This is a genomic window from Thalassotalea sp. PLHSN55 (assembly GCF_052030545.1).
In the GTDB taxonomy this organism is placed as follows: domain Bacteria; phylum Pseudomonadota; class Gammaproteobacteria; order Enterobacterales; family Alteromonadaceae; genus CANMXU01.
In genome coordinates this window covers 1-24,783 of the sequence record NZ_JBPDIH010000006.1, presented here as the reverse complement: position 1 = coordinate 24,783, position 24,783 = coordinate 1, and the positions used below count along the sequence as shown (strand labels likewise).

21 protein-coding genes are annotated in these 24,783 nt (G+C 40.1%); 14 read left to right on the top strand and 7 right to left on the bottom strand.

Annotation, left to right across the window (positions count from 1 at the left end):
• Positions 1 to 5 precede the first annotated feature (5 nt).
• Positions 6 to 920: a dihydrodipicolinate synthase family protein gene (locus ACRRSQ_RS12710; RefSeq protein ID WP_440876129.1), complete on the bottom strand. Its 915-nt coding sequence runs from the start codon at positions 918 to 920 to the stop codon at positions 6 to 8.
• 187 nt (positions 921 to 1,107) lie between these two features.
• On the opposite strand from ACRRSQ_RS12710, the gene ACRRSQ_RS12705 reads away from it, so the two are divergent.
• Positions 1,108 to 2,412, top strand: coding sequence for an NAD(P)/FAD-dependent oxidoreductase (locus tag ACRRSQ_RS12705; protein ID WP_440876128.1), 1,305 nt, complete (start codon positions 1,108 to 1,110; stop codon positions 2,410 to 2,412).
• 258 nt (positions 2,413 to 2,670) lie between these two features.
• On the opposite strand, the gene ACRRSQ_RS12700 is transcribed toward ACRRSQ_RS12705, so the two are convergent.
• Positions 2,671 to 3,888, bottom strand: a complete 1,218-nt coding sequence (locus ACRRSQ_RS12700; RefSeq protein WP_440876127.1) for a M24 family metallopeptidase — start codon at positions 3,886 to 3,888, stop codon at positions 2,671 to 2,673.
• A 221-nt stretch (positions 3,889 to 4,109) separates the two neighbouring features.
• On the opposite strand from ACRRSQ_RS12700, the gene ACRRSQ_RS12695 reads away from it, so the two are divergent.
• The gene (locus ACRRSQ_RS12695; protein WP_440876126.1) at positions 4,110 to 6,065 is read left to right on the top strand and encodes a collagenase; all 1,956 of its coding nucleotides are present in this window, start codon (positions 4,110 to 4,112) and stop codon (positions 6,063 to 6,065) included.
• A 475-nt stretch (positions 6,066 to 6,540) separates the two neighbouring features.
• Complete coding sequence (locus ACRRSQ_RS12690; protein ID WP_440876125.1) at positions 6,541 to 8,136, top strand: sulfatase; 1,596 nt, start codon at positions 6,541 to 6,543, stop codon at positions 8,134 to 8,136.
• Between the two features lie 138 nt (positions 8,137 to 8,274).
• Here the strand turns inward: ACRRSQ_RS12690 and ACRRSQ_RS12685 are convergent, their stop codons facing one another.
• Positions 8,275 to 10,536 carry an ABC transporter substrate-binding protein gene (locus ACRRSQ_RS12685; RefSeq protein ID WP_440876124.1) on the bottom strand — a complete coding sequence of 754 codons (2,262 nt, stop codon included), beginning with the start codon at positions 10,534 to 10,536 and terminating at the stop codon, positions 8,275 to 8,277.
• Positions 10,537 to 11,099: 563 nt separating this feature from the next.
• A complete protein-coding gene (locus ACRRSQ_RS12680) occupies positions 11,100 to 12,152 on the bottom strand; it encodes an aldo/keto reductase (protein WP_440876123.1) in 1,053 nt (350 codons plus the stop codon).
• Positions 12,153 to 12,245: 93 nt separating this feature from the next.
• Between ACRRSQ_RS12680 and ACRRSQ_RS12675 the strand changes: the two genes are divergently transcribed.
• A complete protein-coding gene (locus ACRRSQ_RS12675) occupies positions 12,246 to 12,965 on the top strand; it encodes a pseudouridine synthase (protein ID WP_440876122.1) in 720 nt (239 codons plus the stop codon).
• 17 nt (positions 12,966 to 12,982) lie between these two features.
• Here the strand turns inward: ACRRSQ_RS12675 and ACRRSQ_RS12670 are convergent, their stop codons facing one another.
• Positions 12,983 to 13,411, bottom strand: a complete 429-nt coding sequence (locus tag ACRRSQ_RS12670; RefSeq protein ID WP_440876121.1) for an SRPBCC family protein — start codon at positions 13,409 to 13,411, stop codon at positions 12,983 to 12,985.
• A gap of 84 nt (positions 13,412 to 13,495) precedes the next feature.
• Positions 13,496 to 14,098, bottom strand: coding sequence for a DUF2238 domain-containing protein (locus ACRRSQ_RS12665; protein ID WP_440876120.1), 603 nt, complete (start codon positions 14,096 to 14,098; stop codon positions 13,496 to 13,498).
• 210 nt (positions 14,099 to 14,308) lie between these two features.
• On the opposite strand from ACRRSQ_RS12665, the gene ACRRSQ_RS12660 reads away from it, so the two are divergent.
• The 10 genes from ACRRSQ_RS12660 to ACRRSQ_RS12615 all read left to right on the top strand — a co-directional run bounded on the left by ACRRSQ_RS12660 (position 14,309) and on the right by ACRRSQ_RS12615 (position 23,023).
• Positions 14,309 to 14,515: a hypothetical protein gene (locus ACRRSQ_RS12660; protein ID WP_440876119.1), complete on the top strand. Its 207-nt coding sequence runs from the start codon at positions 14,309 to 14,311 to the stop codon at positions 14,513 to 14,515.
• A 153-nt stretch (positions 14,516 to 14,668) separates the two neighbouring features.
• Positions 14,669 to 15,367, top strand: a complete 699-nt coding sequence (locus tag ACRRSQ_RS12655; RefSeq protein ID WP_440876118.1) for a spondin domain-containing protein — start codon at positions 14,669 to 14,671, stop codon at positions 15,365 to 15,367.
• A 6-nt stretch (positions 15,368 to 15,373) separates the two neighbouring features.
• Positions 15,374 to 16,105 carry a spondin domain-containing protein gene (locus tag ACRRSQ_RS12650; RefSeq protein WP_440876117.1) on the top strand — a complete coding sequence of 244 codons (732 nt, stop codon included), beginning with the start codon at positions 15,374 to 15,376 and terminating at the stop codon, positions 16,103 to 16,105.
• A 69-nt stretch (positions 16,106 to 16,174) separates the two neighbouring features.
• Complete coding sequence (locus ACRRSQ_RS12645; protein WP_440876116.1) at positions 16,175 to 16,891, top strand: winged helix-turn-helix domain-containing protein; 717 nt, start codon at positions 16,175 to 16,177, stop codon at positions 16,889 to 16,891.
• A complete protein-coding gene (locus tag ACRRSQ_RS12640; RefSeq protein WP_440876115.1) occupies positions 16,888 to 18,372 on the top strand; it encodes a sensor histidine kinase in 1,485 nt (494 codons plus the stop codon). Before ACRRSQ_RS12645 ends, ACRRSQ_RS12640 begins: the two co-directional genes overlap by 4 nt.
• A 95-nt stretch (positions 18,373 to 18,467) precedes the next feature.
• Positions 18,468 to 18,911, top strand: coding sequence for a hemerythrin domain-containing protein (locus tag ACRRSQ_RS12635; RefSeq protein ID WP_440876114.1), 444 nt, complete (start codon positions 18,468 to 18,470; stop codon positions 18,909 to 18,911).
• Positions 18,912 to 18,971: 60 nt separating this feature from the next.
• Entirely contained in the window at positions 18,972 to 19,226 is a 255-nt protein-coding gene (locus ACRRSQ_RS12630; RefSeq protein WP_440876113.1) for a DUF2249 domain-containing protein, read from the top strand.
• A 59-nt stretch (positions 19,227 to 19,285) separates the two neighbouring features.
• The gene (locus ACRRSQ_RS12625) at positions 19,286 to 20,587 is read left to right on the top strand and encodes a hypothetical protein (RefSeq protein WP_440876112.1); all 1,302 of its coding nucleotides are present in this window, start codon (positions 19,286 to 19,288) and stop codon (positions 20,585 to 20,587) included.
• A gap of 79 nt (positions 20,588 to 20,666) precedes the next feature.
• On the top strand, positions 20,667 to 22,559 hold the full coding sequence (locus ACRRSQ_RS12620) for a tetratricopeptide repeat-containing diguanylate cyclase (RefSeq protein ID WP_440876111.1): 1,893 nt from the start codon (positions 20,667 to 20,669) through the stop codon (positions 22,557 to 22,559).
• Between the two features lie 101 nt (positions 22,560 to 22,660).
• Positions 22,661 to 23,023, top strand: a complete 363-nt coding sequence (locus ACRRSQ_RS12615) for a hypothetical protein (protein ID WP_440876110.1) — start codon at positions 22,661 to 22,663, stop codon at positions 23,021 to 23,023.
• A gap of 229 nt (positions 23,024 to 23,252) precedes the next feature.
• Here the strand turns inward: ACRRSQ_RS12615 and ACRRSQ_RS12610 are convergent, their stop codons facing one another.
• Entirely contained in the window at positions 23,253 to 24,599 is a 1,347-nt protein-coding gene (locus ACRRSQ_RS12610) for a Fic family protein (RefSeq protein ID WP_440876109.1), read from the bottom strand.
• Positions 24,600 to 24,783: the final 184 nt, after the last annotated feature.

Here is a 24,783-nt window from a genome sequence, read left to right as displayed (position 1 = left end):
TAAGATTAGAGCGTGTTGATCTTAGTTAAATCAATACGGTTGTTATTGGCTTGATGGAAAATACGCTCTACATTTGCGCGCTCTTCACCGGTTAATGGCATACGCGGTGCGCGGGTTAATTCACTGCCTCGACCTGCTAATTGCTCACATAATTTAATGCACTGCACTAGCTTTGGAACCGTATCTAAGCGTAATAAAGGTAAGAACCAACGCCAAATTTCTAACGCTTCGACATAACGGCCTTGTTTAGCGAGTTGGTAAATAGCAACTGACTCTTTTGGAAAAACATTGGTTAAGCCCGAAATCCAGCCAGTACAACCCAACATTAACGACTCAAGGGCAATATCATCAACGCCGCCAAAAATAATAAAGCGATCGTCAAAGGCAGAAAATAGTTCGGAAATGCGACGGGTGTCTTCGGTGGCTTCTTTTATTGAGACAATATTTTTCTCATTGGCAAGAGTTTTCATGCCTTCGATGCCCACATCAACCCCGTAGGTGATTGGGTTGTTGTAGATCATAATCGGTAAATTACAGTTGCGTGCCACTTGCTGATAGTGGTGAATAGCCTCGGCTTCGTCAGATTTATAAATCATGCCCGGCAATACCATTAAGCCGTCGATACCGATGGCTTCACAGGCCTGTGAGAATTCAACAGCAAATTGTGTTGACGTTTCAGCAACGCCAGAAAGTACAGGCACGCGGCCATTAACCACTTCTTTTACTGCGGTTAAAATGGCGATTTTTTCTTCGCGAGTATGCGAGGCATTTTCCCCGACAGTGCCGAGCGCGATAATGCCGTCAACGCCTTCTTTGATCAGGGAGTCAACCATGGCTTGCGTGGCTGAAAAGTTAATTGATAAGTCGTCGTTGTATTGTGTGGTTACCGCAGGATAAACCCCTTGCCAATTTACAGTCATATTTTTCTCGTTAATACAGTGTGGTGATAAATCAGTAATAAAAACTATTACTCGTTAAATTAAAATATATTGTATACAATATATTTACGATTACAAGTGGTATCACTTTTGAGGTTTTAATAATCAAGTTGTAACAAGAGTGTTGGGTTTACTATGTCGCTAAAAACATTAGAAAAAGGTCGATTAAATGAACGTTGAAAAATTTTTTGGGGAAACTGAGGTTATAGAAAAACAGCGGATTGCGGTATTGGGTGCAGGCATTATTGGCATTAATTGCGCGTTAGCGCTGCAAATGCAAGGCTATCAAGTGACCCTAATTGACAAAGCCGACATTGGCTCGGGTTGCTCGAAAGGCAATGCCGGCCACTTTGCCACCGAGCAAGTTTTTCCTTTGGCCGATCCCGCTTTATTAAAACAGTTACCTAAAATGCTGCTTGACCCACTCGGGCCGGTCAGTTTATCAGCTAAACATTTTATTAAAGCGCTACCTTGGTTTATGCGTTTTTTTATCAATATGCGCGCCAAGAAGCGAGATGAAAATAGCGCGGCGCTAAAGGCCTTAAATCAAGATGCTATTGATTATTACAAACCTTTGTTGGCTGAAATTGGCCAGCAAGGCTTATTAACTTGTCATGGCTCTTTATTAGTTTTTGAGCACACCCCTTATGCTGAAGTTGCAGCTATCTACAAGCATTATCAACAAGCGGGCATTGCAGTTGAGCTGTTAGATAAACAGCAGGCGTTAGCGCTTGAGCCAAATTTGCATAGCAATATTAACTATGCGCTATTTTTCACTGAAGTTGGCCATACGATTGCGCCACTGCGTTTGTGTGAAGTGCTGGCGGAGCACGGAAAAAGCTTAGGCATGAAGATGGTTAAATGCGCTGTTAAGCAGCTGAGCCAAAATAAAATAGGGGTCACGGTGCAAACATCGCAAGGCGATTATGATTTTGACCGCTGTGTGGTGGCGATGGGCGCTTATTCAAAAAAAATTGTCAATGGCTTAGGTTATGCGCTGCCGATTGAAGCCGAGCGTGGTTACAGTTATAGCATTGGCTTGGCGGAAAAAGAAACTGCCTCATTGTCTCGTCCGGTCACCTCCGCTGAGCGAAAATTTATCATCACGCCAATGGATAAACTGTTACGCTTTTCAGGCACCGTCGAATATGCCGGATTACGCGCTAAGGCTAATCATCAACGGGCTGATATGCTGTTAAAAAATGCCGAATTTATTTTGAAGCAGTTGCCGCAAAACAGTTATGTTCAAAAAGCTGATGCGGCTGAGCGCTGGATGGGCTGTCGACCGTCGTTGCCTGACTCGTTGCCGGTTATTTGCCAAGCGCCATATCACCCGGCAATATATTTTGCCCTTGGGCATCAACATTTAGGATTAACCCAAGGGGCGGTAACTGGCAAATTGATTGAGCAGTTGATCAGCGGTAAACAAACCGACATTGACCTAAGCCCGTTTTGCATTAGTCGGTTTAACTAATCGCTGGAAGCGAGAAGCTGGAAGTGGAAAGCGAGAAGCTGTAAGTGGAAAGCGAGAAGCTGCAAGTGGAAAGTGACAAGCTGCAAGTGGAAAGTGGGAAGCTATAAGTGGAAAATGAGAAGCTGCAAGTGGAAAGTTAAAAGCCGCAAGCTTCTTTCTTATAGCTTACAGCTTACAGCTTACAGCTTAAATCTTGCCGCTTAATTCTTGTCGCTTACAGCTTGTTACTTGCTGCTCAAATCTTACAGCTGAAATCTTTTAGCTTTTGGCTAAGCCAAAAGGATCGTCAACCGAATGTGATGGCTCGGTAAACCAAACTGGCCCTTGTTCACCCATATAAAAATGATCTTCTAAACGCACACCAAATTTATTCGGGATCACCAACATCGGCTCATTGCTAAATACCATACCTGTGGCTAATTTTGTTTGCGTGCCGCGCACTAAATAGGGCCATTCATGAATGTCTAAGCCGCAGCCGTGGCCGGTTCTGTGTGGCAGACCGGGTAATTCATAATCAGCGCTATAACCATGTTGATGGATAACAGCACGTGCGCCATCGTCTACCGCGCCGCAACAAGCACCTAATTGCGCCGCGGCAAACCCTGCGGCTTGAGCGTCTTTTTCTACTTGCCAAGCAAGGCGCTGTTCATCGGTTGCTTCACCATAAGCGTACGTGCGGGTAATGTCAGAATTGTAGCCATGTAGTAAACAGCCGGTATCAATTAATACCCAGTCATTTTCTTGTAAAACTTGTGGCTCTTTTACCCCATGAGGAAACGAAGTGGCCACGCCAAATAAGACAATGCAAAACGACGAACCCGAAGCGCCAACGCGTTTATGCGCCTCGTTGATAAAATTAGTCACTTCGATGGTGCTAATGCCGGGGCGTAAAATACCAGCGGCGGCTTTATGCACGGCCATGGTCATGTCTTTTGCGCGCTGCATTAAGGCGATTTCGGCGGCTGACTTTAGTTGTCGACACTGTGCGGTTATATCCGCGCCATTACTAAATTCAAAGCTAGGTGCTGCTTGTCGTAGACCGTCAAAAATAAAAAAAGCGGCTGACTCATCAATCGCAATTTTTCCTGCCGTTATGCCACTATCTTTTAATACTTGCGCAAACAGCTGATAAGGACTTTCATCTTCATGCCAGCCGTTATAGCTGCCTGAAATAACCATGTTATCTTTAAGCGAGCCTTGTTCAAAATGTGGTGCGATAAAGGCTAGCTCGCCTTGTGCCGGTAAAATTGCGCCAACCATGCGTTCTGACTTGTACCATTTTAAACCGGTAAAATAATGCAAATTAGTGCCTGCATCTAAATACAATGCGCTTACACCTTGCTCCTGCATTAACTGCTGCGCTTTATCAATGCGCGCTTGATATTCTACTTTGCTAATCGCAACAACGTCTGTAGTCATGTCTGCTAATTTATTCAGCTCAGTTTCGATATTAGAGCCGCCAACACCAATCGTCATGGGAGATTCCTATTTTGTATACAATATGTAATTCATCATAACAAAGGCTGCTAGTAAAGCGCAAGCACAGTAAAAGATATCTGAGTTTCACGGTTATCAGTTCACTGAACTGCAGCAGAGCGTAAAAACGCGTTTATTGTACTTGGTTATTTTTTACCCTTGAAAACCGCATGTATATTGTATACATTTCGTTTCCTGTTTATTCAAGTACAACAACACTTATGAAAATTATAAAAATAATAGCGATTACTGCGATAACAACCTGGCTGGTTAGCGCCTGTGCCAATGTTAACCATCAAGCAAAATCACCGGTAAAGGCTTCATCAAAAACTGATTATCTAGCATCGAAAAGCGTGCAAGATATTCTCAGCGCAGAGCTGGAAACGCTGTGGAGTCAAGATTTTAAGCATTACCAGCAAGGCTTGCTATTTGAAGTCGCTAAGGCGATTTCACAATTAGCCAATAAGGGCGATTTAACTGATGAAAACTTGGAAAAGTTAAGTTTTTATTTGCGCATTTATTCAAGCTTTGGCCCTGATGAAAACTGGCAAGAAGGTAGCGCACAGGCGCTAAATCGTGCGTTAGTTGATTTACAAAATATGCCGGGCTTTTATCACATAACCCCAAGCAGCGCGCGCCTTCATGAAAATTATGCGGTGGCGCTTTATCGCTTATATTTTCTCAAGCCGCTAAGAGCGTCGATCCCAGAGCACCTAACGTCGCTCGCCAAGTTAGTTGATTTATACGGAAAAACAGAGTGGGTAAGCAGTAATGAAGCAGCTGATTATGCGCTGTGGGAAATTCTTCGTGCTAGCGCCATTTTACCTTACGAAGCCAGCCGTAAAAAAGAAGCCAGCTATTTGGCAATATTTAGTGAACAATCTGTGTTAACCGATGCATTGCTAACCTTTATTGAAAGCGAAAATGCCACCCTTGGCGGAGATAATTGGCCACAACAACACGCGGTATGGGCACTTGCCCATTATTATAATGTCTATAACAAGCAGTATTTAAATGCCTATTATGAAAAATCGAAAGCTGAGCAAAAACAGCTTGATGACGATGAAATAAGCTTGCCAGTTGAGCAGCAAATGGCTGACTTAGACAATGCCCTTTGGCAAGTGTTATCTGATTCAATCACGGATAGCCCAAACAAGGAAACGCAAGTGAAAACCTTGTTTAGCATTCCTTATGTGGTCAGTACATATCGTGGTAAATCAGATTGTTTAGAAGGCAGTTTGCAAGGGCGCTGCATCACGCCAACTGTTGATGAGGCGGTGCCAATTAAACATGTTTGCTCTGACAGCTTGTTTATTCGTACTCAAAAAATGACACCAGCGCAATTAGATGAAACGTGTCAGCAGCTTATTTCACAAGAAACGGTGTTTCATCAAAAGTTAGCGACTAATCATGAACCCGCGGCTAATGATTTTAACGATAAACTGCGCGTAGTGGTTTTTCATAACGCCGCTGAATACAACAAATATGGCCAGCTAGTCTTTGATATTTCAACCGATAATGGCGGCATGTATATTGAAGGTGTGACTCAAGATCCCGATAACCTCGCGACCTTTTATTCATTTGAGCATTTTTGGGTAAGGCCTAAATTTCAAATTTGGAATTTACAGCACGAATACGTGCACTATTTAGATGGTCGGTTTAATAAATACGATACCTTTAATCATTTCCCTAGCCACTTAGTTTGGTGGTCAGAAGGTTTGGCTGACTACATCGCCAAAGGTGATGACAACCCACAAGCATTAAAATTACTCAAAGACACTGAGCAAGAAAAATGGCTAACGCTGCAGCAAGTGTTTGATACTGAGTATCGTGATGGTGGCGATCAAGTGTATAAATGGGGATATTTAGCGGTGCGGTTTATGTATGAGCGCCATGTAGAAGAGTATCGTCAACTTGCTCATTTTCTAAAAACTGACTTTTTTGACGGTTATAAAAAGCTATTAGATGAAAGTGGTGAGCAATACCAAAGTGAATTTAACCAGTGGCTAGTAGATTTAAGTGCTGATTTTGTTGACGAAACCAAGGTCAAAAATCCGCATAAGCCACGCCAGTTTTATCGTTATTCTTATAAAGATTATTTACAGCCGGTACATTTAGTGGAAACACCACGGCATATGCATTGGCAATATTGGCACGCCAACGCTTTACAAAATTAAAAGCAGTATCGAGAATCGGCACATACAAAGCTCATTGGTTAGGCTAATGGGTTTTGTATATAGCTATCATCGCTTATCTGGGAGCTAGTGATTAGGGTGCCTAACTATAAAAGCACTGTTCCAACATTCTTAACCTATAATGTCTATACATAAGGCGGCAAATCCCTGTGTAAAGTAGTGTAATTTTTAGCGCTAGTCATTGGTTATTCGCAATTTTAAAATTTAGCGTTGATACGCTTTCTTCATAACTTTCCATTAAAAATTAACAGTTATGAATTTGTTTTTATTTATAATTATCATTGGTTTATTAATAGTTACCTGAATAATAGCTAAACGAACGATGCTGTAAGGCCGTTCTAAGGTCACTCATTTTAGTGCATCGGGGCTAAGTTAATGGTTAATTCGTTAAGTTGTAATCCATTCGCCTTAAAAGTAATATAAATAAGATATAAATAGTTGTAGTGAGATAGGTTAAATGATTTATTTTAAACGATTGCTTTTAGTGGTCGCTCTTTTTAGTCAAGTTGCATTTGCTCATGGAGATTCAGAGGGGAAAGTTTCTGCTGAAAAACCTAATGTGTTAATGATCTTAGTTGATGATTTGAATGATTATCAGGGGGTTTTTGGTGGTCATCCGCAAGCGAAAACGCCTAATATTGACCGTTTAGCAAAAAGCGGCATTCGTTTCACTAATATGCAAACCAACATTCCTGTATGTCAGCCGTCAAGAAACAGCCTATTTACCGGTGTATATCCTCATGATTCGAAAGATTTCGGCTGGATTCCACAACACAAGCAAAAAATGCTAAAGAACAATAAAACCATAATGGAATTATTTAACGAAAACGGTTACTACACCTTAGGTACCGGTAAGTTAATGCATGGTGGTCTAACTAAAAACTGGCAAGATTGGGGCATGCCGCATAAGCATGACTACGGACCAATGTATTTTGATGGTGAAAAAAGCATTGCATCACCTAATGTGCCTGAGCCTTTTCGTTCTATAGGTGCTATTGACGGTGCGTACGGTCGTTTATCGTCTGGTGGTATTTCAACGGGTGAAAAAGGTAAAAAAGGTTGGGTATACGGTTGGGATAAAAAACCGATGCGATATATTAATGAAAATGATCGCGACTTAATGCCAGACGAATTACATGCACAATGGGCTGTAAAAGCAATTAATAAACTTGCTAAAGGTCAGCAGGATAAACCATTTTTCATGGGCGTAGGTTTTATGAGACCACATACGCCTTTATATGCGCCAGATCGCTTTTTTGACATGTTTCCAATCGACGAGCTTGAGTTAGCGCCGTGGATGAAAAATGACAATAAAGATACTTATTATAAAGATAATTTTCCAAGTGATATTAAAGGTTTAAGATATTACGAAACCTTGCTAGCGTCATACAACAATGATCATGAACTCGCCATGAAGCACTTTTTACAAGCTTACCTTGCCTGTATTACTTTTATGGATGAGCAAGTGGGCAAGGTATTAGCAGCTTTAGAAAGTCACCCTGAACTAAATAACAATACTATGGTGTTGTTTACCGCCGATCACGGTTGGCAAATGGGTGAAAAAGGGTATGTCTTTAAAAACTCTCCGTGGGAAGAAAGTACACGAATTCCGTTAATCGTTCGACCTGTAACCAATAAAGCGGGCATCAAAGAAATTAGTCAGCCGGTTTCATTAATCGACTTATACCCAACGTTAGTTGATTACGCATCGTTAAAAGGCAGCAATAAAAAGAACCGTCAAGGTGGCGACTTAGGTGGTTTTAGCTTACGTAGCTTGATAGAAAATACTGGCCAATGGCAAGGGCCAAATGGTGCACTATCCGTTATTGGTAACTATGCATCTATTGCTAAAGGTGTTACTCAACAAAACTATTCGTACCGCACTAAAAATTGGCGTTATATTCGCTATAGTGACGGGCAAGAAGAGCTTTATAATCATAAAAATGACCCGTATGAATGGCACAATGTTGCGGCAAATATTGAAAACCGTAAAGTTAAAGCTAAGCTGTTAAGTGAAGTGAATGAGATTGTTGGTCAAGCAATCGACAAGTAGATAATACACAATTTCTTCAATCGCTTATTAAAATTAAAGCCACGATTAATATTCATTAATTGTGGCTTTTTAGTTTGCAACGAGGTCGCTATTTTAGCTTGTTTTCATTAGAACTAGAGTCTATTGACCTTTGCCTTATTATAAGCAAAGGTCAACATCTTCTAATATTTGATAAAGTTTCTTCAAGTCTATCGGTTTTGCAAGACAATGATTGAAGCCAACGGCTAAATAACGTTTTACATCTTCGCTCATTACATTAGCAGTTAGTGCAACAATCGGAATATTAGGGTGTGTTTTTCTAATTTCCTGGCAGGCTTGAATGCCATCCATTTTTGGCATTTGAATATCCATAAAGATAATGTCAGGTGTATGCTTTTGCATATATTCAATGGTTTCTAACCCGTCGTTGGTAATGCTGATTTCTGCTTTAGTGGGTTTAAGAACAGCGGTGAATATTTTTTGATTGATTCGGTTGTCTTCCGCTAATAATATTTTTATGCCTGATAGGTCAACATTTTCGCCTTCAATTGAACCTTGCGCTTGGTTGATATTACTTCGCTTTAGTGGAAGTTTTAAGATAAATTCGGTGCCTTGGCCAACGACACTGTTAACATTAATATCACCTTTCATTAATACAACTAAGTCTTTGGTGATCGCCATGCCTAAGCCGGTACCGCCAAACTTACGGGTAATTGATTTATCAGCTTGTTCAAAACGAGAAAAGAGCACTTTTAACTCGTTTTCGGACATGCCAATACCGGTGTCTTTTACTTTGATATTGACTATATCTTCCTGATGAGAAATAGATAGTGTCACTTGTCCATGCTCAGTAAACTTTAACGAGTTAGACAATAAATTCATCAAAATTTGTTTGATACGAATAGCGTCACCTAGCCAACCATCTTGATAGTTATCGGCGTATTCAATCACTAAACTATTATGCTTATCTTTGGCGAGCGGTGTTAACTCAGAGTCGAGCAGTTCAACAATATCATTTAAACTAAATGGCTTGGTTTCAAGGCTTAATTTACCGGCTTCAATTTTAGAAAAATCTAAAATGTCGTTGATGATGGTTAATAATGACTGCGAGGAAAATATCGCAGTGGTGACCATATCTTTTGCTTCGTCGTTTAAATTAAAACGCTGCATTACTTGTAAACTACCGAGTATGCCATTCATCGGCGTACGAATTTCATGGCTCATATTGGCAACAAATGCTGACTTTGCATCGTTGGCGACTTCAGCCTGTTTCTTAGCCTCAATTAATTCGTCATTTTTCGACTGTAATAACTGCAAATGTTCAGATTGTGTTTGATAACTTGCTTCAAGGGCTTGAGTTTTTTTATCTACCACAATTTTAAGTCGACGATTAAAGAAAAATTGCACAATAATAAAGCTGGCAAAAACTAACATTAATGCTGCACCGCTATAGTAAAGGCTTCTATCAAGTTCATACTTTTTAGTGGCGTATTCGTCAATTAACAGGCCATCAATTGAAGCATTTTTTTCTGCCATACCAAGCTCTTTATACGTATTGGCAATACGGTTAAATCTTGCGGGATAAACGGTACCAAGGGGCACAGTACCATAACGAATAATCGAGGCAGTGGCTTTGGCTTCGTTTTGTAACCACTCTCGATCTAAGCCAGGTTTATACCGGCTTAAAATTAAATCAATTGCTTCTTCTGGGTGATCAAGGGCGTATTGCCAACCGCGATAGACCGCTTGTGAAAATTGGTTAATATTGGCGTAATTGTTAATGGCATAGTCTTCCGTGGTAAAAACTAAATCGCCGTAAAAATCGATGCCGTAGCTGCTAGGGTCGATAATATTAACATCTAAGCCTTTTTGCTGATAAAGAAAGGGCTGATCCGAGATGTATGCCGACATGACATCGGTACTTTCGTTAAGTAAGGCCCAGTTATCAAAGTTGTGTTCAACAAAAGTGAAGTCATTTTCGCCAATATTGAACATATGCAAAATAGCTTGTAACGGCGCATCGTCAATGTTGCGCTGGTACATGACCTTTTTGCCGATAAGGTCGTACGGGCTTTTAATATTTTTTTCTTTTAAGCTGAAATAAACCAATGGGCTAGTTTGAAATATAGTTGAGGTGATGACAACAGGTTGGCCTTGCAAGCGCTGTAATACAATACTGGAATCTGCTACGCCAAAGGTTGCTCGTCCAGATAATACTTCGTCTATAGGAGTCGAATTTAAGCTGCGCTCAATAATTTCTACGTCAAAACCGGCTTGGTTAAAGTAGCCTTTTTCTTTTGCCATGTAATAGCCAGCAAATTGAAATTGGTGCATCCATTTCAATTGCAAACTCACTTTTTCTAGTCCGTAAGAGTGAAAAGAAAAAAATAAAAAAGCCAATATGATAATTGCTTTATTCAAAATATTTTCCCGATGACAATTCTAGTAAAAGTATAGTCAACATTATTTTTATTGTGCTTTCTTTGCAATGTATTTTTAATTAGCAAAATCAATTTTTTGCTTAAATATCTTAATATTGCCAGTTTTCTAAAAATAAAAAAGCGACCTAAGCTGCTTAGAGCGTGTTGACCTTTGGTGTATGTTGTTGCAGCGAATTGTTTGCCATTTATACAAGGCAGAGCGATTGTCGTGTAGTTATTCTACATAAATGAGTGATAAAGACTTTATGCTCCTGCAAAGTCACCTTACCCCACATCCATGTGGGGCAACGCAGTAGAAATGGCAAACAAACGCTGTCCGAAGGATCCATTTAAACGCTTCCTGCTCTTTGTTACTAACTTTAGACGTACGACTCAAGGGATTGAGGAGGTAGGGCGACGTTTGGAACCAAAGCCGAGAGCCACTATGCCTTCAAGTTAGTGCCGCGATCAGAAAGCGTTTAAATTGGACAAAATTCATACCACAAAGATCAACACGCTCTAGTTAACCTCTATGACTAAGTATGTCATTTAATAGTTTTACAATTAAAACGCGGCAGGAAATTGTTTAAATACTTGTTCTATTTCTGCCTGTACTGTTTTATTCAAAGGCATGTTGAAAGCGGCAATATCTTCAGTTAATTGCGCAAGGGAGGTTGCACCAATAATTGTTGATGTTACCCCGTCGACTTGGTTACACCACGCCAATGCAAGCTGCGCGGGGGTGTAACCATGTTTTTTGGCGATATCGGCATAAGCTGCAATTGCTAGATGAGCACTAGGTGTATCTCTAAATAGGCCATTGCGCTGCATAAAAGTCCATCGGCTTCCCGCTGGGATCTCACCATTTAAATATTTGCCAGATAACATGCCTCCGGCTAGCGGAGACCATGGCAGATAAGCAATGTTTTCATGTATACAGTTTTCGATTAAGTAGGGCCAGTCTTTAGCGTGCAATAAATTAAATTCATTTTGAATCGATACCATTTTAGGCAAGTTGTGCTTTTCACTGAGCTTTAAGTAGGTGTTTATGCCCCAAGGTGTATCGTCAGATAAACCACAAAAGCGGATTTTCCCTGCATTAACGCAGCGGTTCAAACCTTGTAAAATATCTAACATTTGCTCGCTATGAAGCTCGGCATCAGTTTCTGATAACGAAATTTGACTCGGCCAATGTTTACCAAAGTGTGGCGAGGTGCGATTTGGCCAGTGTAATTGAAACAGGTCGATGTAGTCGGTTTGCAACCTCTGCAATGAATTATCAACGGCATTTTCTACAGCAACACCTGTGATAGCGCCGCCATTGCGGATCCACGGCACACCGCTTCCGGCAATTTTACTGGCGACGATAAGCTTTTCTCGCTTGCTTTTGTTTTGACTAAGCCAATTACCCAATATTTTTTCAGTTTCATTTGCCGTTTCAGCATTAGGTGGCACTGGGTACATTTCGGCGGTATCAATAAAGTTAACGCCTTGGCTTATGGCATAATCGAGTTGTTGATTTGCGTCTTGCTGGTTGTTTTGAATGCCCCAAGTCATGGTGCCTAAACATACCCGTGAAACAGATAAGTTGCTGCTACCTAATATTGAATATTCCATGTCAGTCTCTATTGGTTATAATGCGATTATTATCAATCTTCTAGCAGAGCGCCGCTAAAATCAAGACGCGCTTGATATCGCGAGCCAAGTATTTTGAAAAAACAGCCATTAGGTCGAGGCCGTCTCGATCGATTTATCAGTGAAAAGTGTCAGATCAGCCGTCGCGATGTACGAATGTTACTCGCGCAAAAACGCGTAACCGTAGACGGCAGTTATGTTGACGACATCGGTTTAATTATTGATAAATTCTCGACGATTGTTGTTGATGACAAAGTACTGCAAGCTCAGCAAGCGCGCTATTTAATGTTACATAAACCAACCGGTGTAGTAAGTGCAACTAAAGATGAGCACCATAAAACTGTGCTTGATTTAATTGATGGTGAAAATTACCAAGGGCTGCACCTTGTTGGGCGATTAGACTTAAATACCTCTGGATTAGTGCTATTAACTAACGACAGTCGTTGGTCTGAACAACTAACGTTGCCTGACAAAAAGGTCGCTAAAACCTATTGGGTACGTTTAGCAAAACCTTTAACAGTGGATTATGTGGAAGCATTTGCTAATGGAATGTACTTTCACACCGAAGACATTACTACGCGACCTGCGATGTTAGAGATAGTGTCTGAATACGTTGCCCGAGTAACCTTAGTAGAAGGGCGCTATCATCAAATCAAACGTATGTTTGGCCGTTTTCAAAATCAAGTAATTGAATTGCATCGAGAAAGTATTGGAAAGCTCAAATTAGATAGCAGCTTGGCACCTGGTGACTATCGACCACTAACGGCTCAGGAAGTTGTCGGTATCTTCCCGTAATGTGTTATTTATCAGTGTTATGCAGGTGTAAGGTGTATTTTAAGGGCATTAAGCAGAGCAGCATAAATAGGGTTACAAAAATCGATGACTTGGCTTTCGTTGCCGCTGTCAAAGCTTGAACCCCACTCAACTAAAGTACCTGCGGTTAGCTCTGTTAGCTTAACCACGCCAACATAGTTGTCGACTTCGTTTTTGGCAATAGGGCCCGGACCGTCATCAATACTGTATGAAAAGCTATAGTCCTTGGCATTAATAACAATCAGGGTTTCGTGGAAAAGATTATTAAGAATACGCTGTGAACCTCGCTCGAAAGGCCCTTTGTCACCGACTATGGTGACATCATTCACCACACCCGGTGCCCACGACATATCATGAAAATTACTTAACGTTTGCCAGACCTGCTCAATTGGGCAATTAATTTCAATTTTTTGATAGCAATGTCCCATGTGCTCTTCCTTAATCAAGTTGGTATAACACCTTATTTATTATTAAATGTAAGTGTAATTGAGCTTATGTAAAACGCGAATTTGTTAAACATGATTATATTTTTTTAGTTGTTTATCGTGATATTTCGCCAGAAAAATTAAACAAGAAATTGCGCCAATTAACGCTAATGCCATATCAGATTGGGTGTCCCAAACATATCCTTGGGTGCCTAAAAAGGCCTCTGCATCTTCACCTGATGCAATCGCGACCCACCATTCTATTAATTCATAAAAAGCACTAAAGGCCAAACAGATTGAAACAATAATAACCGCTAACCAATTACCGCCATTAACAACATGTTTGCGCAGTAGAATTTCTCTGGCAACTAATGCGGGTACAAAGCCTTGGAAAAAATGACCAACTTTGTCGTAATTATTTCTATCGCTACCAAGCCAGTCTCTAATGGTGTCGAATAATGGCACTTCAGCATAGGTATAATGACCGCCAACCATCAGCACAATACAATGGGCAAGAATCCAAAAGTACAGCACCGGCGTTAGCCTAAATGTTTGATAAGTAAATAACATTAACAAGGCCGCTATCATCGCCGGTAATACTTCTAAAAACCAAGTGAATTGGTCTTTAGGGTTAATGCCTGACCAAACTAATACAACAACAAAAATAACCATCCATAGGTTTTTATACATGTGTAACTCCGAGTTAAACGCGATGTTTTTAGCGGTAATTCAATCAGCCTAACATAAGTTTTTATGCTGAGAAACTCACGAATTAATTGTTAAATGTTATTGCCTGATAACAATGTTACAGCTTGCTATTACAAGTGTTTACTTTTTCTTAAAGGGAAAAAATTTAAAATTAACACTAATAAATTATCGTCGGTTTTTGTGAGGTATCTGATGAAAAAAACTGTTTGGCAAGCGACGAGTATCGTTGTGTTTTTTCTTATTGTCGGTTTGTTGGTAGGCGCTATGCCATTGCCTGCTGCCGCTGTGATCGCATTATTTTCTGCTGCTCTAATTATCTATAAATGGTTTGAAATTAGCAAACCAAAACGTTTACTTAAATCGGTAACCCTAGCGCGCTTTAGCACAAAAAAATCTTAGGCGTTAACCTTAAAGAGAACGCACTACTGCAGAAAAAATTTCATCATTTTTACACAATATTTTTGTGATAAATTTGTGATGTTTTCGTGAAAAAATTGCGATGTTTCCTTTGCATACTGAAGTTGATTTTAATTCAGTAACAAGGGAAAAATTATGAAAACATTTCAATTAGCGATGGCGCTTGGTTTAACCACAATCAGCACTTTCACTTCAGCACAACAACTCGAAATTTCAATTACTAACCTTACTCAAGGCTTAATTTATACGCCAATTCTTGTTGGTGCTCATACTAGCGATGTTTCTCTATTTAACGTCGGTGAAGCCGCCAGTGCTGAATTACAAGCAATGGCAGAAGGCGGTGACATTTCTGGCTTAGCCACTATGTTAACTACAGCTAGCGCAGATATTGTTGAAAACCCAGCAAGCGGCATGTTAATGCCGGGCACGTCGACCACAACAAGTTTAATGACTGCCGATACCAATACCCATCTTTCTATTACAACGATGTTATTGCCAACTAACGATGGTTTTGTTGGTTTAAATGCGTGGCCAATTCCAACTGAAGCCGGTACTTACACAGTTATGGTTAATGCTTATGACGCGGGCACTGAAGCTAACGATGAAATTGTTAACGGCGGCGGTATGCCAGGTGTTCCGGGTATTCCAGGTGCACCTGGTGGTGATGCTGGTACCGGTGGTACAGGTGTAACCACAACTGAAGCCAACGAAACTGTTCATATTCATCGCGGTAGCTTAGGTGATGATGATTTAACCGGTGGCAAAAGTGATTTAGACAGCAGTGTTCACCGTTGGTTAAACCCTGTGGCACGTGTAACCGTTACCGTAATGTAGGAGGCTATGATGAATATTCATACCCGAAAAAATTCAAAAATTACTTTGGTATTAGCCAGTTGTCTTGGTTTGATGGTGAGTGCTTGTAGCGATAACGATAATGATTTACCTGAGCCAACTCCGCCGCCAGAACCAGAGCCTATGGTTTATCAGTATGATGTCAGCGTAACCAACTTAACTTATGCGCAACCAATATCGCCAGTTGCAGTCGCACTGCACAATGAAGGCAAGTTTTGGGAAATTGGTAGCCCAGCAAGTGTTGCCTTAGAAACGCTTGCTGAAAGTGGTGACAACAGTGCTTTGTTAGCAGAGAGTAATGTGCTAGCGGGAAGTGGTGGTGCTGGCGTTATTATGCCTGGCATGAGTGAAACTATTTCTGTTAGCCTTGAAGATACAGCGCCACAAATGTTATCGGTTGCCACTATGTTGGTAAATACCAATGACGCCTTTACCGGTATTAACGCCATGGATATTAGTAATATGGCGGTGGGTGAAAGTATTTCTGTGCGAACCCGTTCCTATGATTCAGGTACCGAGAAAAATAGTGAGCAAATGGCAACTATTCCGGGACCTGCTGGTGGTGGGGAAGGATTTAATGCAGCGCGCGACGATGTTGATTTTGTTGCCATGCACCCTGGTGTGGTAAGTGTGGATGATGGTTTAGCATTATCGGTATTAACACAAGCACATCGTTTTGATAACCCTACCGTAAGTATCACAATTACTCGTACAGAGTAATGCCAATAAAGAAGTAGTCGCGGTGCTGTTCACTGTGCTACTTCTTTATTATACGGATAGGATAGGGTAATGGCTGACTCAGTATTAATCGTTGAAGACCAACAAGATATTGCCGACTTAATTAAAATGAACCTCGAAGAGTTGTCTTTGCAGGTTGATCATAGCTTAACCGGCGAGCAAGGTTTAGAGATGGCAACCAAACAGGGCTATTCGCTTATATTGCTTGATGTGATGTTACCGGGAATATCGGGTTTAGATGTTTGTCGACAGATACGAGAGCAAAAGCCAGAGCAAGCCATTATGATGCTCACTTCAAAAAGTTCGGAAGTTGACCGTGTTGTTGGCTTAGAGCTTGGCGCTGATGATTATATGGCAAAACCGTTTAGTGTACGTGAACTGCAAGCTAGGGTTCGCAGTCAATTACGTCGAGTGCATCTTATGTCTGATCTACAACAGCAAAGTCAGCCAAGTCAAAATATCTCTATTGGTGAGTTGAAAATTGACAATGTATTGCATCGCATCACCATTGCCGGCAAGGCGCTTGAATTAACCTCGACCGAGTTTGACCTATTGCAGCATTTAGCGACTCATCCCGACCAAGTTTTCTCACGTAGCCAGCTATTAAGTTCTGTCTGGGGCTATCACCATAGCGGTTATGAACACACAGTGAATTCTCATATTAATCGTTTGCGCAGTAAGCTTGAACGAGATGCCACGCGACCTGAAATTGTGCAAACTGTTTGGGGTGTTGGTTATAAATTTAATCGCCAAGGGGTTGCGGCATGAAATTTTCGCTCTACCAGCGACTCGCCATTTCATTATCTTTGGTGTTTATCTTGCTGGTGGGCTTCTTTTACTTCTGGTTTCAACAGGTTGAACAACGCACGCGCTTTGAATCTGAACAAAATTTACATTTATCGCTTGCCGCCAATTTAGCAAGAGATAACCCGTTATTAGCGCAAGGCATTTATGATCACAGCGCGTTAGAAAATCTCTTTCATACCTTAATGGTATTAGGGCCTGCTTTTGAATTTTATTTTGTTGACCCAACTGGATTATTGCTGACCTATTCAGCCAGTCCGTCGCAGGTAAAACGTGACAAAATTAATTTGATCCCGCTGTTGCAGTTAACCCGTAATCAAGCGCCATTGCCTATTTATGGTGACGATCCACGCCATTTAACCCGCCAAAAAATATTTTCCGCAGCGCCGGTATTTAATGGCAGCGATCTGCAAGGTTACCTTTATGTGATAGTTGCCGGCGAGAAATACGACTCGGCCTTTAATCGTATTCAATCGAATAACCACACCATTGTCTCTTTGGTCTTTATTGGTGGTTCAGTATTCTTTTTATTTGTCATAATGTTAGGTTTATTTCGCTACTTTACCGCGCCGCTTCGCAAATTAAGCAAAGACATGAACGCCTTTAAAAATGCCGGTTTTGATAAAAGCTTGGTGAATCTTGAAACGTGGCAAAGTCAAAGCCATAACGAAGTGCATCAACTTGGCAGTATTTTTAGTCAAATGGTTGAACAAATTAACGGTCAGTTGGAACGGCTTAAACAATCAGACAGCCATAGACGGCAATTATTAGCCGATATCTCTCATGATTTGCGTACGCCACTGGCATCACTGCAAGGGTATTTAGAAACCATCGCCATTAAAGGAGAAGCATTGCCGAGTGAGCAGCGTGATAACTACTTATCCATAGCGCATAAAAATGCTTGCCAGCTGAAAGTGCTAATTGATCAAATATTTGAATTGGCTCACTTAGAAGACGGTCAAGTTTCGCTTAACCTCGAAGTATTTAACTTAGCCGAATTACTCTACGACATCGTCGCGAAATTTAGTTTAGCGGCGGAGAAAAAGCAGATAAGTTTAACGATTGAACCTAAGTTTCCTATTATTCAGGCGCATAGTGATATAGGTAAAATTGAACGTGTACTCAGTAACTTAATCGAAAATGCTTTACGCCATACGCCTAAAGGTGGCGCGATCACGTTAAAAGTGAGTAATTGCGACCAAAAACATTGTCAATTGAGTGTGCAAGACACCGGCACAGGAATTAAACATGAAGAGCTCGCTTATATTTTTGATGCCAGATATCGCGCCAGTAATGCCACACATAGCCAAGGACAGCATACTGGGTTAGGGCTGGCGATCACCAAAAAATTGCTGACCTTGCTACATACCGATATTCGAGTGAAAAGCGAGTTAGGTAAGGGCAGTGAATTTGCCTTTAATATTCGCGTTGCCAATGAACAATAAACCATAAATGTTGCATTTTGTTAATTCAGGTCAAAACAGCTAAGCAGACAAATCATTAAAGTAGCTGCAATTGTTAATAAGCAAAGACAGCAAATATGACTTCAATACCAGAATATATGACCGAAAAACACCGCGAATGTGATGATATTTTTACCGAAGCTGAATCGTCCGTATCAGCGGGCAACTGGGAGTTGGCACAAAAGCAATGGCGTGAGTTTTCTGAAGAGTTGGCCTTGCACTTAGAAGCAGAAGAAAGCATTTTATTTCCACAGTTTGAACAAGCAACAGGCATGACATCAGGCCCAACTTATGTCATGCGCGGCGAACATGAACAAATGCGCGCCTTAGTTGCCGACTTAGACAAAGCGCTGGCGAGTGAAGACAAAACCCAGTTTTTAGGTTTGTCAGAAACCTTAATGGTATTGATGCAGCAGCACAATATGAAAGAAGAAATGATGCTTTACCCGATGACGCAACAAAGTATTCCAGATGCTGAAAATTTAGCAGGGGTATTAAAAGCGCATTGTGAACCGTCGTAATTTTCTTTAGGCTAAGTGTTTCACACCCATTAAATAGCCTGACCTCAGGTTAACTAAACCATGCAAGAAATTATTGTTGATGTAAGTGCATTGGCTCCGCCTGAGCCAATGACTGCTATATTAAAAGCGCTAGCCAATTTATCCGATGAACAATTTATTAAAGTGATCCATCGACGAGAACCTTTCCCTCTTTATGAAAAATTAAACGCGGCTGGTTGGAATTATAGCTGCCAAGCGATTGAGCCGGAGCTGTTTCATATTTATATCTATCGAACCAGCCAGCAGCAAGCGTTTGCGGCGCTTAGCTTAATTTGAGCTAGTTTAATCTAGCTTTCTTTAGCCCAATTTAACTTTACCAATGAACAAGTAGTGCTATGAATTTATCTGGTTTATCGTTTAATGCTTTGCCGCCAATCCATTTGCCGTTTCGCTTTTTTCTCACCGCACCTTTGTTTGCGTTTGCTTGTGCTGCGCTAATTTTTGCCTTTGGTGAATCGCTGTGGCTTACGCGTTGGCACCCAGCGATGTTATCGCTTACCCATGGTTTTACCCTTGGTATTTTGACTATGGTTATGATGGGCGCGTTATTGCAAATATTGCCTGTTGTTGCCGGTATAAGTGTGCCTAAGGTTGATATTGTCGCTAGCGTTAGTCACCTCTGTTTAGTATTTGGTAGTGCAACACTAATGCTAAGTTTTATTTTCCCAACACCACTGCTGTTATGGTTTAGCTTAGTTGCACTTGGCATCGCCTTTTTACTCTTTATAGGTGCTTTGCTTTGGGCGTTTGTACCTACCTTTAAAAAAGGCGTTAAACAAAGTACAACCTTAGTTGCGCTGCGCTTTGCCATTGTGTTTTTTACCGTGGTTGTGCTCTTAGGTTTATTATTACAACTGAACCGTTTGGGCTATGCATATCTGCCATTTGATAAGCTTTATACCAATATTCACGCGCTTGTTGGTGGTTTTGGCTGGGTCGGTTTACTGATCATGGCAGTGAGTTTTCAAGTGATCCCTATGTTTCATGTCGCACCAAATTTTCCGTATTTTGTCGCGCGAATTTTACCTGTGCTAGTGTCACTTCTGCTTGTTGCACTCATTTTTACTTGGTGGTTAGCGCTCGAACTTAGCGTATTTATTGCATTATTATTAATGTTAAACAGCGTTTACCTGCTGCAGGTTATTGCTGTAATCAATCGTCGAAAACGAAAAATACCCGACATTAGTATTCGTTACTGGTTGCTGGCAGCGATCAGCTTATTAGTCTTATCGGCACTATTTTTTATCGACTATTTTGCTATTATTCCTTGGTCTGTTGAGCAAAGAGATATTGTCTTTTCTTCGATATTTATCTATTGCTATGTTTTGTCTGTTATCCAAGCACTCTTGATAAAAATATTGCCATTTTTAAGTTATACCCATTTACAGCAACGCTGTTTGATGAACTTTGATGCGATGAAGTTTTTACCGCATATGCATCAATTTATCAGTAAAAAAGAAAGTACCGTTTTGTGGTGGCTGCACTTAATTAGCGGTTGTTTATTATTAGTAACATGCGTTTTTCCTTTTCTGTATTGGTGTTTTACTTTGTCGCTACTGATTGAATTTAGTTGGCTTTTTTGGCTAATGTTGCAAACCATTTTGCTGTACAAAAATGTATCACAACAAATAGAGTAATCATTAATTGTGTGTTAACGTTGCAACGTAAGTTGAAATTTTAGCTATATGTAAACTAATAGGCAGGGAAGCGGTGCAGTTGAAAACCTTAACTTTAACAACAAAATTTTTACTGGTGTTGTTATCTCTGCAAATCTATTCGTCTTTTGCGCAACCCGCCGCTTTAGCGCTACCTTCTGAAGATGAAATAAATCTCGAGCCATGGCAAAATTATCAAACGCTATTAACGCTTGAACCTAACATGGCAAATTATTCGCCCGAGCAGCAATTGTCTTTTTTAGTGCAGCGTGCTCAAGCAGAAAACTTGCTTTATTTTTACGACAAATTTGAAAAAAGTGTTGCACAAATGCAGCCCTTGATACAAAAAGACACACCAATACACCTTTCCAGCACCGTATTGTTTTATGCAGGTATCATTGCACAACGAAAAACAGAATATGCTAAATCAGTATCACTGTTAAAAAAATCAATGGAACAAGCACAAGAGGCTGACTTAGAACGTATTTTTGTAAATGCAAAGCAAGAACTGGCCTTTACTCGTAGTTTAACTGAGCTATATGAAACCTCATTAGTCGATTTACAAGAGTCATATCTCAAAGCCTACGCGATGGACGATCAGGCGTTAATTGCGGCTATTTATGAAACCTACGGCGCAACTTATGGGTTTATGAGTGAATATGAAAAGTCGATTGAATATCATCAAAAATCATTAGGCATTTATCAGAAACTCAAATTTAAAGCGCACATAGCAGATACGCTTTATGGGATTGCGAGTACTTATCGGTATTGGGGTAAATATGAACTGGCTGTTAAATACTTCCAGTATTATCGAGACAATATTTCTTACAGCCCAAACCAAGATTTAAGTTTTTTCAGTGCCTATGGTTTAGGTATGACCTACGCAGAAAAGAAAGACTGCGAGCTAGCACTTACTTACATTAATCAAGCCCACCAAATGAACGGTCCGCTAGATTACAATTCAGAATTATATAAACGAAAAGCGAGCTGTTTAATTGAATTAAATCGGCTAGACGAAGCTGAACAGGCGTTAGTGGCTGCAGAGGAAATTCACAATAGTTTACCTGAGTTAAAAGGCACCAAGTGGGATATTGAAACCATTAAAATACGTGGCGCTCTGGCTCAGGCAAGTGGTGATAAAGATTTAGGTTTTGCATTAACGAATCAGTATTACCAAACCTATATCGACTTACTGTTGAAAAATACCGGTGCCCGTCTTGTCAGTGTCAGAGCCGCGATGGAGCTAGAACGCCAAAATGTTGAGTACGTATTGCTAGAGCAGCGCAATAAAGTACAAGCGCTGTTAGTTGAACAGCAAAGACAAAAAAACATGGTGCAAGGTTATGTTATCGCATTTGCCTTTTTTGTCATTTTGGCTATTTTTACCGCCTTGGTTATTCAAGGTAGAACAAAAGATAAAATATTAGCCATGTCAATTCGTGATGAGCTTTCAGGCTTATATAATCGACGTTTTGCCTTTAATTATATCGATAAATTGCTTGTGCACGTTACGCCAGGAAAAACTGAATTACACATCGTGATGATTGACATCGATGACTTTAAAAAAATAAATGATACCTATGGGCATCCGTTTGGCGATGAAGTTATTAAAGCTGTCGCTGAAATTGGCAGAGAAATACTCAGGGCTGATGACATAATGGCGCGCATTGGCGGAGAAGAGTTTTTATGTGTATTGCCGCGTTTGTCTGAACAGGAATGTACAGCGATTGTGCAACGATTTAGAGAGAAAATTAATGCTCGCCAACTGACCACTGAAACGGGTGAAGTCATTAGTATTACGGTAAGTATTGGCATTGCCAGTGTTGATGAGCATTGTTTCGATACGCAAAATTTATATGCCAATGTTGATAAAGCCTTGTATCAAGCAAAAGCGCAAGGTAAAAACCGCATTGTGAATTTTCACCAACAGTGGTCAAGCACAGTCAGTGACTAGGCAAGTGACTAGGTAAGTGACTAGGTAAGTGACTAGGTAAGTAATAGATAAGTTATACTTATTGTTGAGCTTCTCATTATTAATCAATTTAAGGCAATTATATGATTTCTTGTCAGCGTGTTATGTGCATCATCGCAATTCCTCTTTTACTGGCTAGCTGTGCACAAATTGAAACCAGTAATGGCGAGCCACAATGGGACTTTGATCATCAAGTTCAATTTCGACAAACTAAACTTAGCGATAATAGCTATCACTTGGCAGTCGTGCCAAAAAGTAAAACGCCATTTAGTCGCTTAGCCACATTTTTACTGCGCCGTTCAAAAGATATTTGTTTGAACTACGGTTATAAAATTGAGATTTTGCAAGGTGTGCAAGGTTTTAATGACAGACAAGGATCGCCTAATTATATTTGGGGATCGTTAGAAGCTAATATTGAGTGCGTTAGTAGTGAAAAAAAGAAATAAAATAATCACAGATAAAACCATCACTAAGCCGTAACTAGGCCCACCTTCATAAAAGTGACCACGATAACTTGTGTCGTTTGAGTTTTATCTAACGTTTAAAATCCCCGCGCATAATTAGAACGGGCTGACCGCAATAAGTGGTTCGGGTATATTCATTGAGTTAGGTAAAGTTTGTAATATTGATTTATGGAGTGAATTCAAATGCCAATCGTCCTTGGTGAATTTCTTGTTATACATTCCCACTATTCAGTTTCGAAAGTAGATCCGAAGGAGCTATATAAATTAAAGTTTTACCATCTTTCGTTGTAAGGAATAGCTTGAGTTCGGCCAATTTTGCTAAATAGGTTCTAGCAGTATTTGCTGAAATTGTATACGAATTGGAAACCTCTTTTGCACTAAATATCCTTCCTGGCTCTTTAACTGCTTTCTTAATTAAATCCTTTTGAATGAAGTTTAGTTTATTACCCCAAGTGGTTTTCTCTAAAATCTCAGCAATTTTCTTAAATTCATTACTTTTATTGCCTAAATAAGTTTTTAATTCTTCAAAAGCGTGAAGAATTATATCTAATTGAAAGTAAATAAAATAAGTTAAATCATTAGAGTCCTTCTCTGTATACATATAAGACATACCGTATTCCTTTGGTTTCTCTTTTAGTAACTTACTAATAGATACATATTTGAATAAAGTATATTCACTTTTAAGCATAAACCAATAAAACAGTGCTCTTGCTGTTCTACCATTTCCGTCTCTAAATGGGTGTTCATAACCCATCATAAAGTGAAGGATTATTGCCTTAATTATTGGGTGCACAAAATCACAGCCGTTCAAACCTGTATGTTCGGCATTGGCAAAATCACATAACTTCTGAAGCCTTTCGTTAATGAGATTAAAATGTGGAGGTTGATGAGCGATATTGCCATCACCATCTTCAATATAAATATCGTTATCTTCTCTAAATTCGCCAGGAACAACATTATTCTCTGTAGTCCCGATTGTAGCTATTCTATGAAACTCGAGAATAAGATCCAATGTTAGCTTTTCTTTCTTATTTTGTTCAGCGAACCTCAAAAGAAGATAATTATTTAATATCATTCTCTCATCTTCATCAATTGGCTCTCTTTCATCTTCCAGCATTTTCTTAGCTACTTCGCGAGTAGTCGAAGCGCCTTCAAGTTGTGCACTTGTAATAGCTTCCTCCATAATTAAGGATGAAACTAAGAATTTACTTTGTAAGTTATCACTAGCCGCAGAGTCAGATACAGCTCCAACATTTCCGCCTGCGATTTTTACTAGCTGATACAATAATGCTTCCATGGAATGAGGTGTACAGTATAAGAAGGGCTTGTCATTTTCATCAATAATCGCCAGCGACTTGTACTGCGACATTCTTTTAAACTTTACAGTCTTCCAGATGTTTTCAGCGTCCTTTTTAGGAACTCTCCACTTAAGCTGACTCCAATGAAGGTATCTCCCTTCATCATCAGTAACATCATATTTATGAAGAAAGGGAGTTATAGATTGAAAGTCTTCTGGAATACTTAGCTTAGGAGCTTTTTCTACTCTTGCCTTAGCCATAATCTTCACTTTTTTATTTATGTGTTTTATATTGATTTTAGTATGTCACACAGAATTGAAAACGCAAATTTTATTTTTTGAGTTTTACTCCGGAAATTGAAGGAATGTATAGACATAATGACTCCCCACGAGGCTAGCCTCCATTCGTGGGTTAACTTAAAAAGACAGAGCCATAATTAGTTTG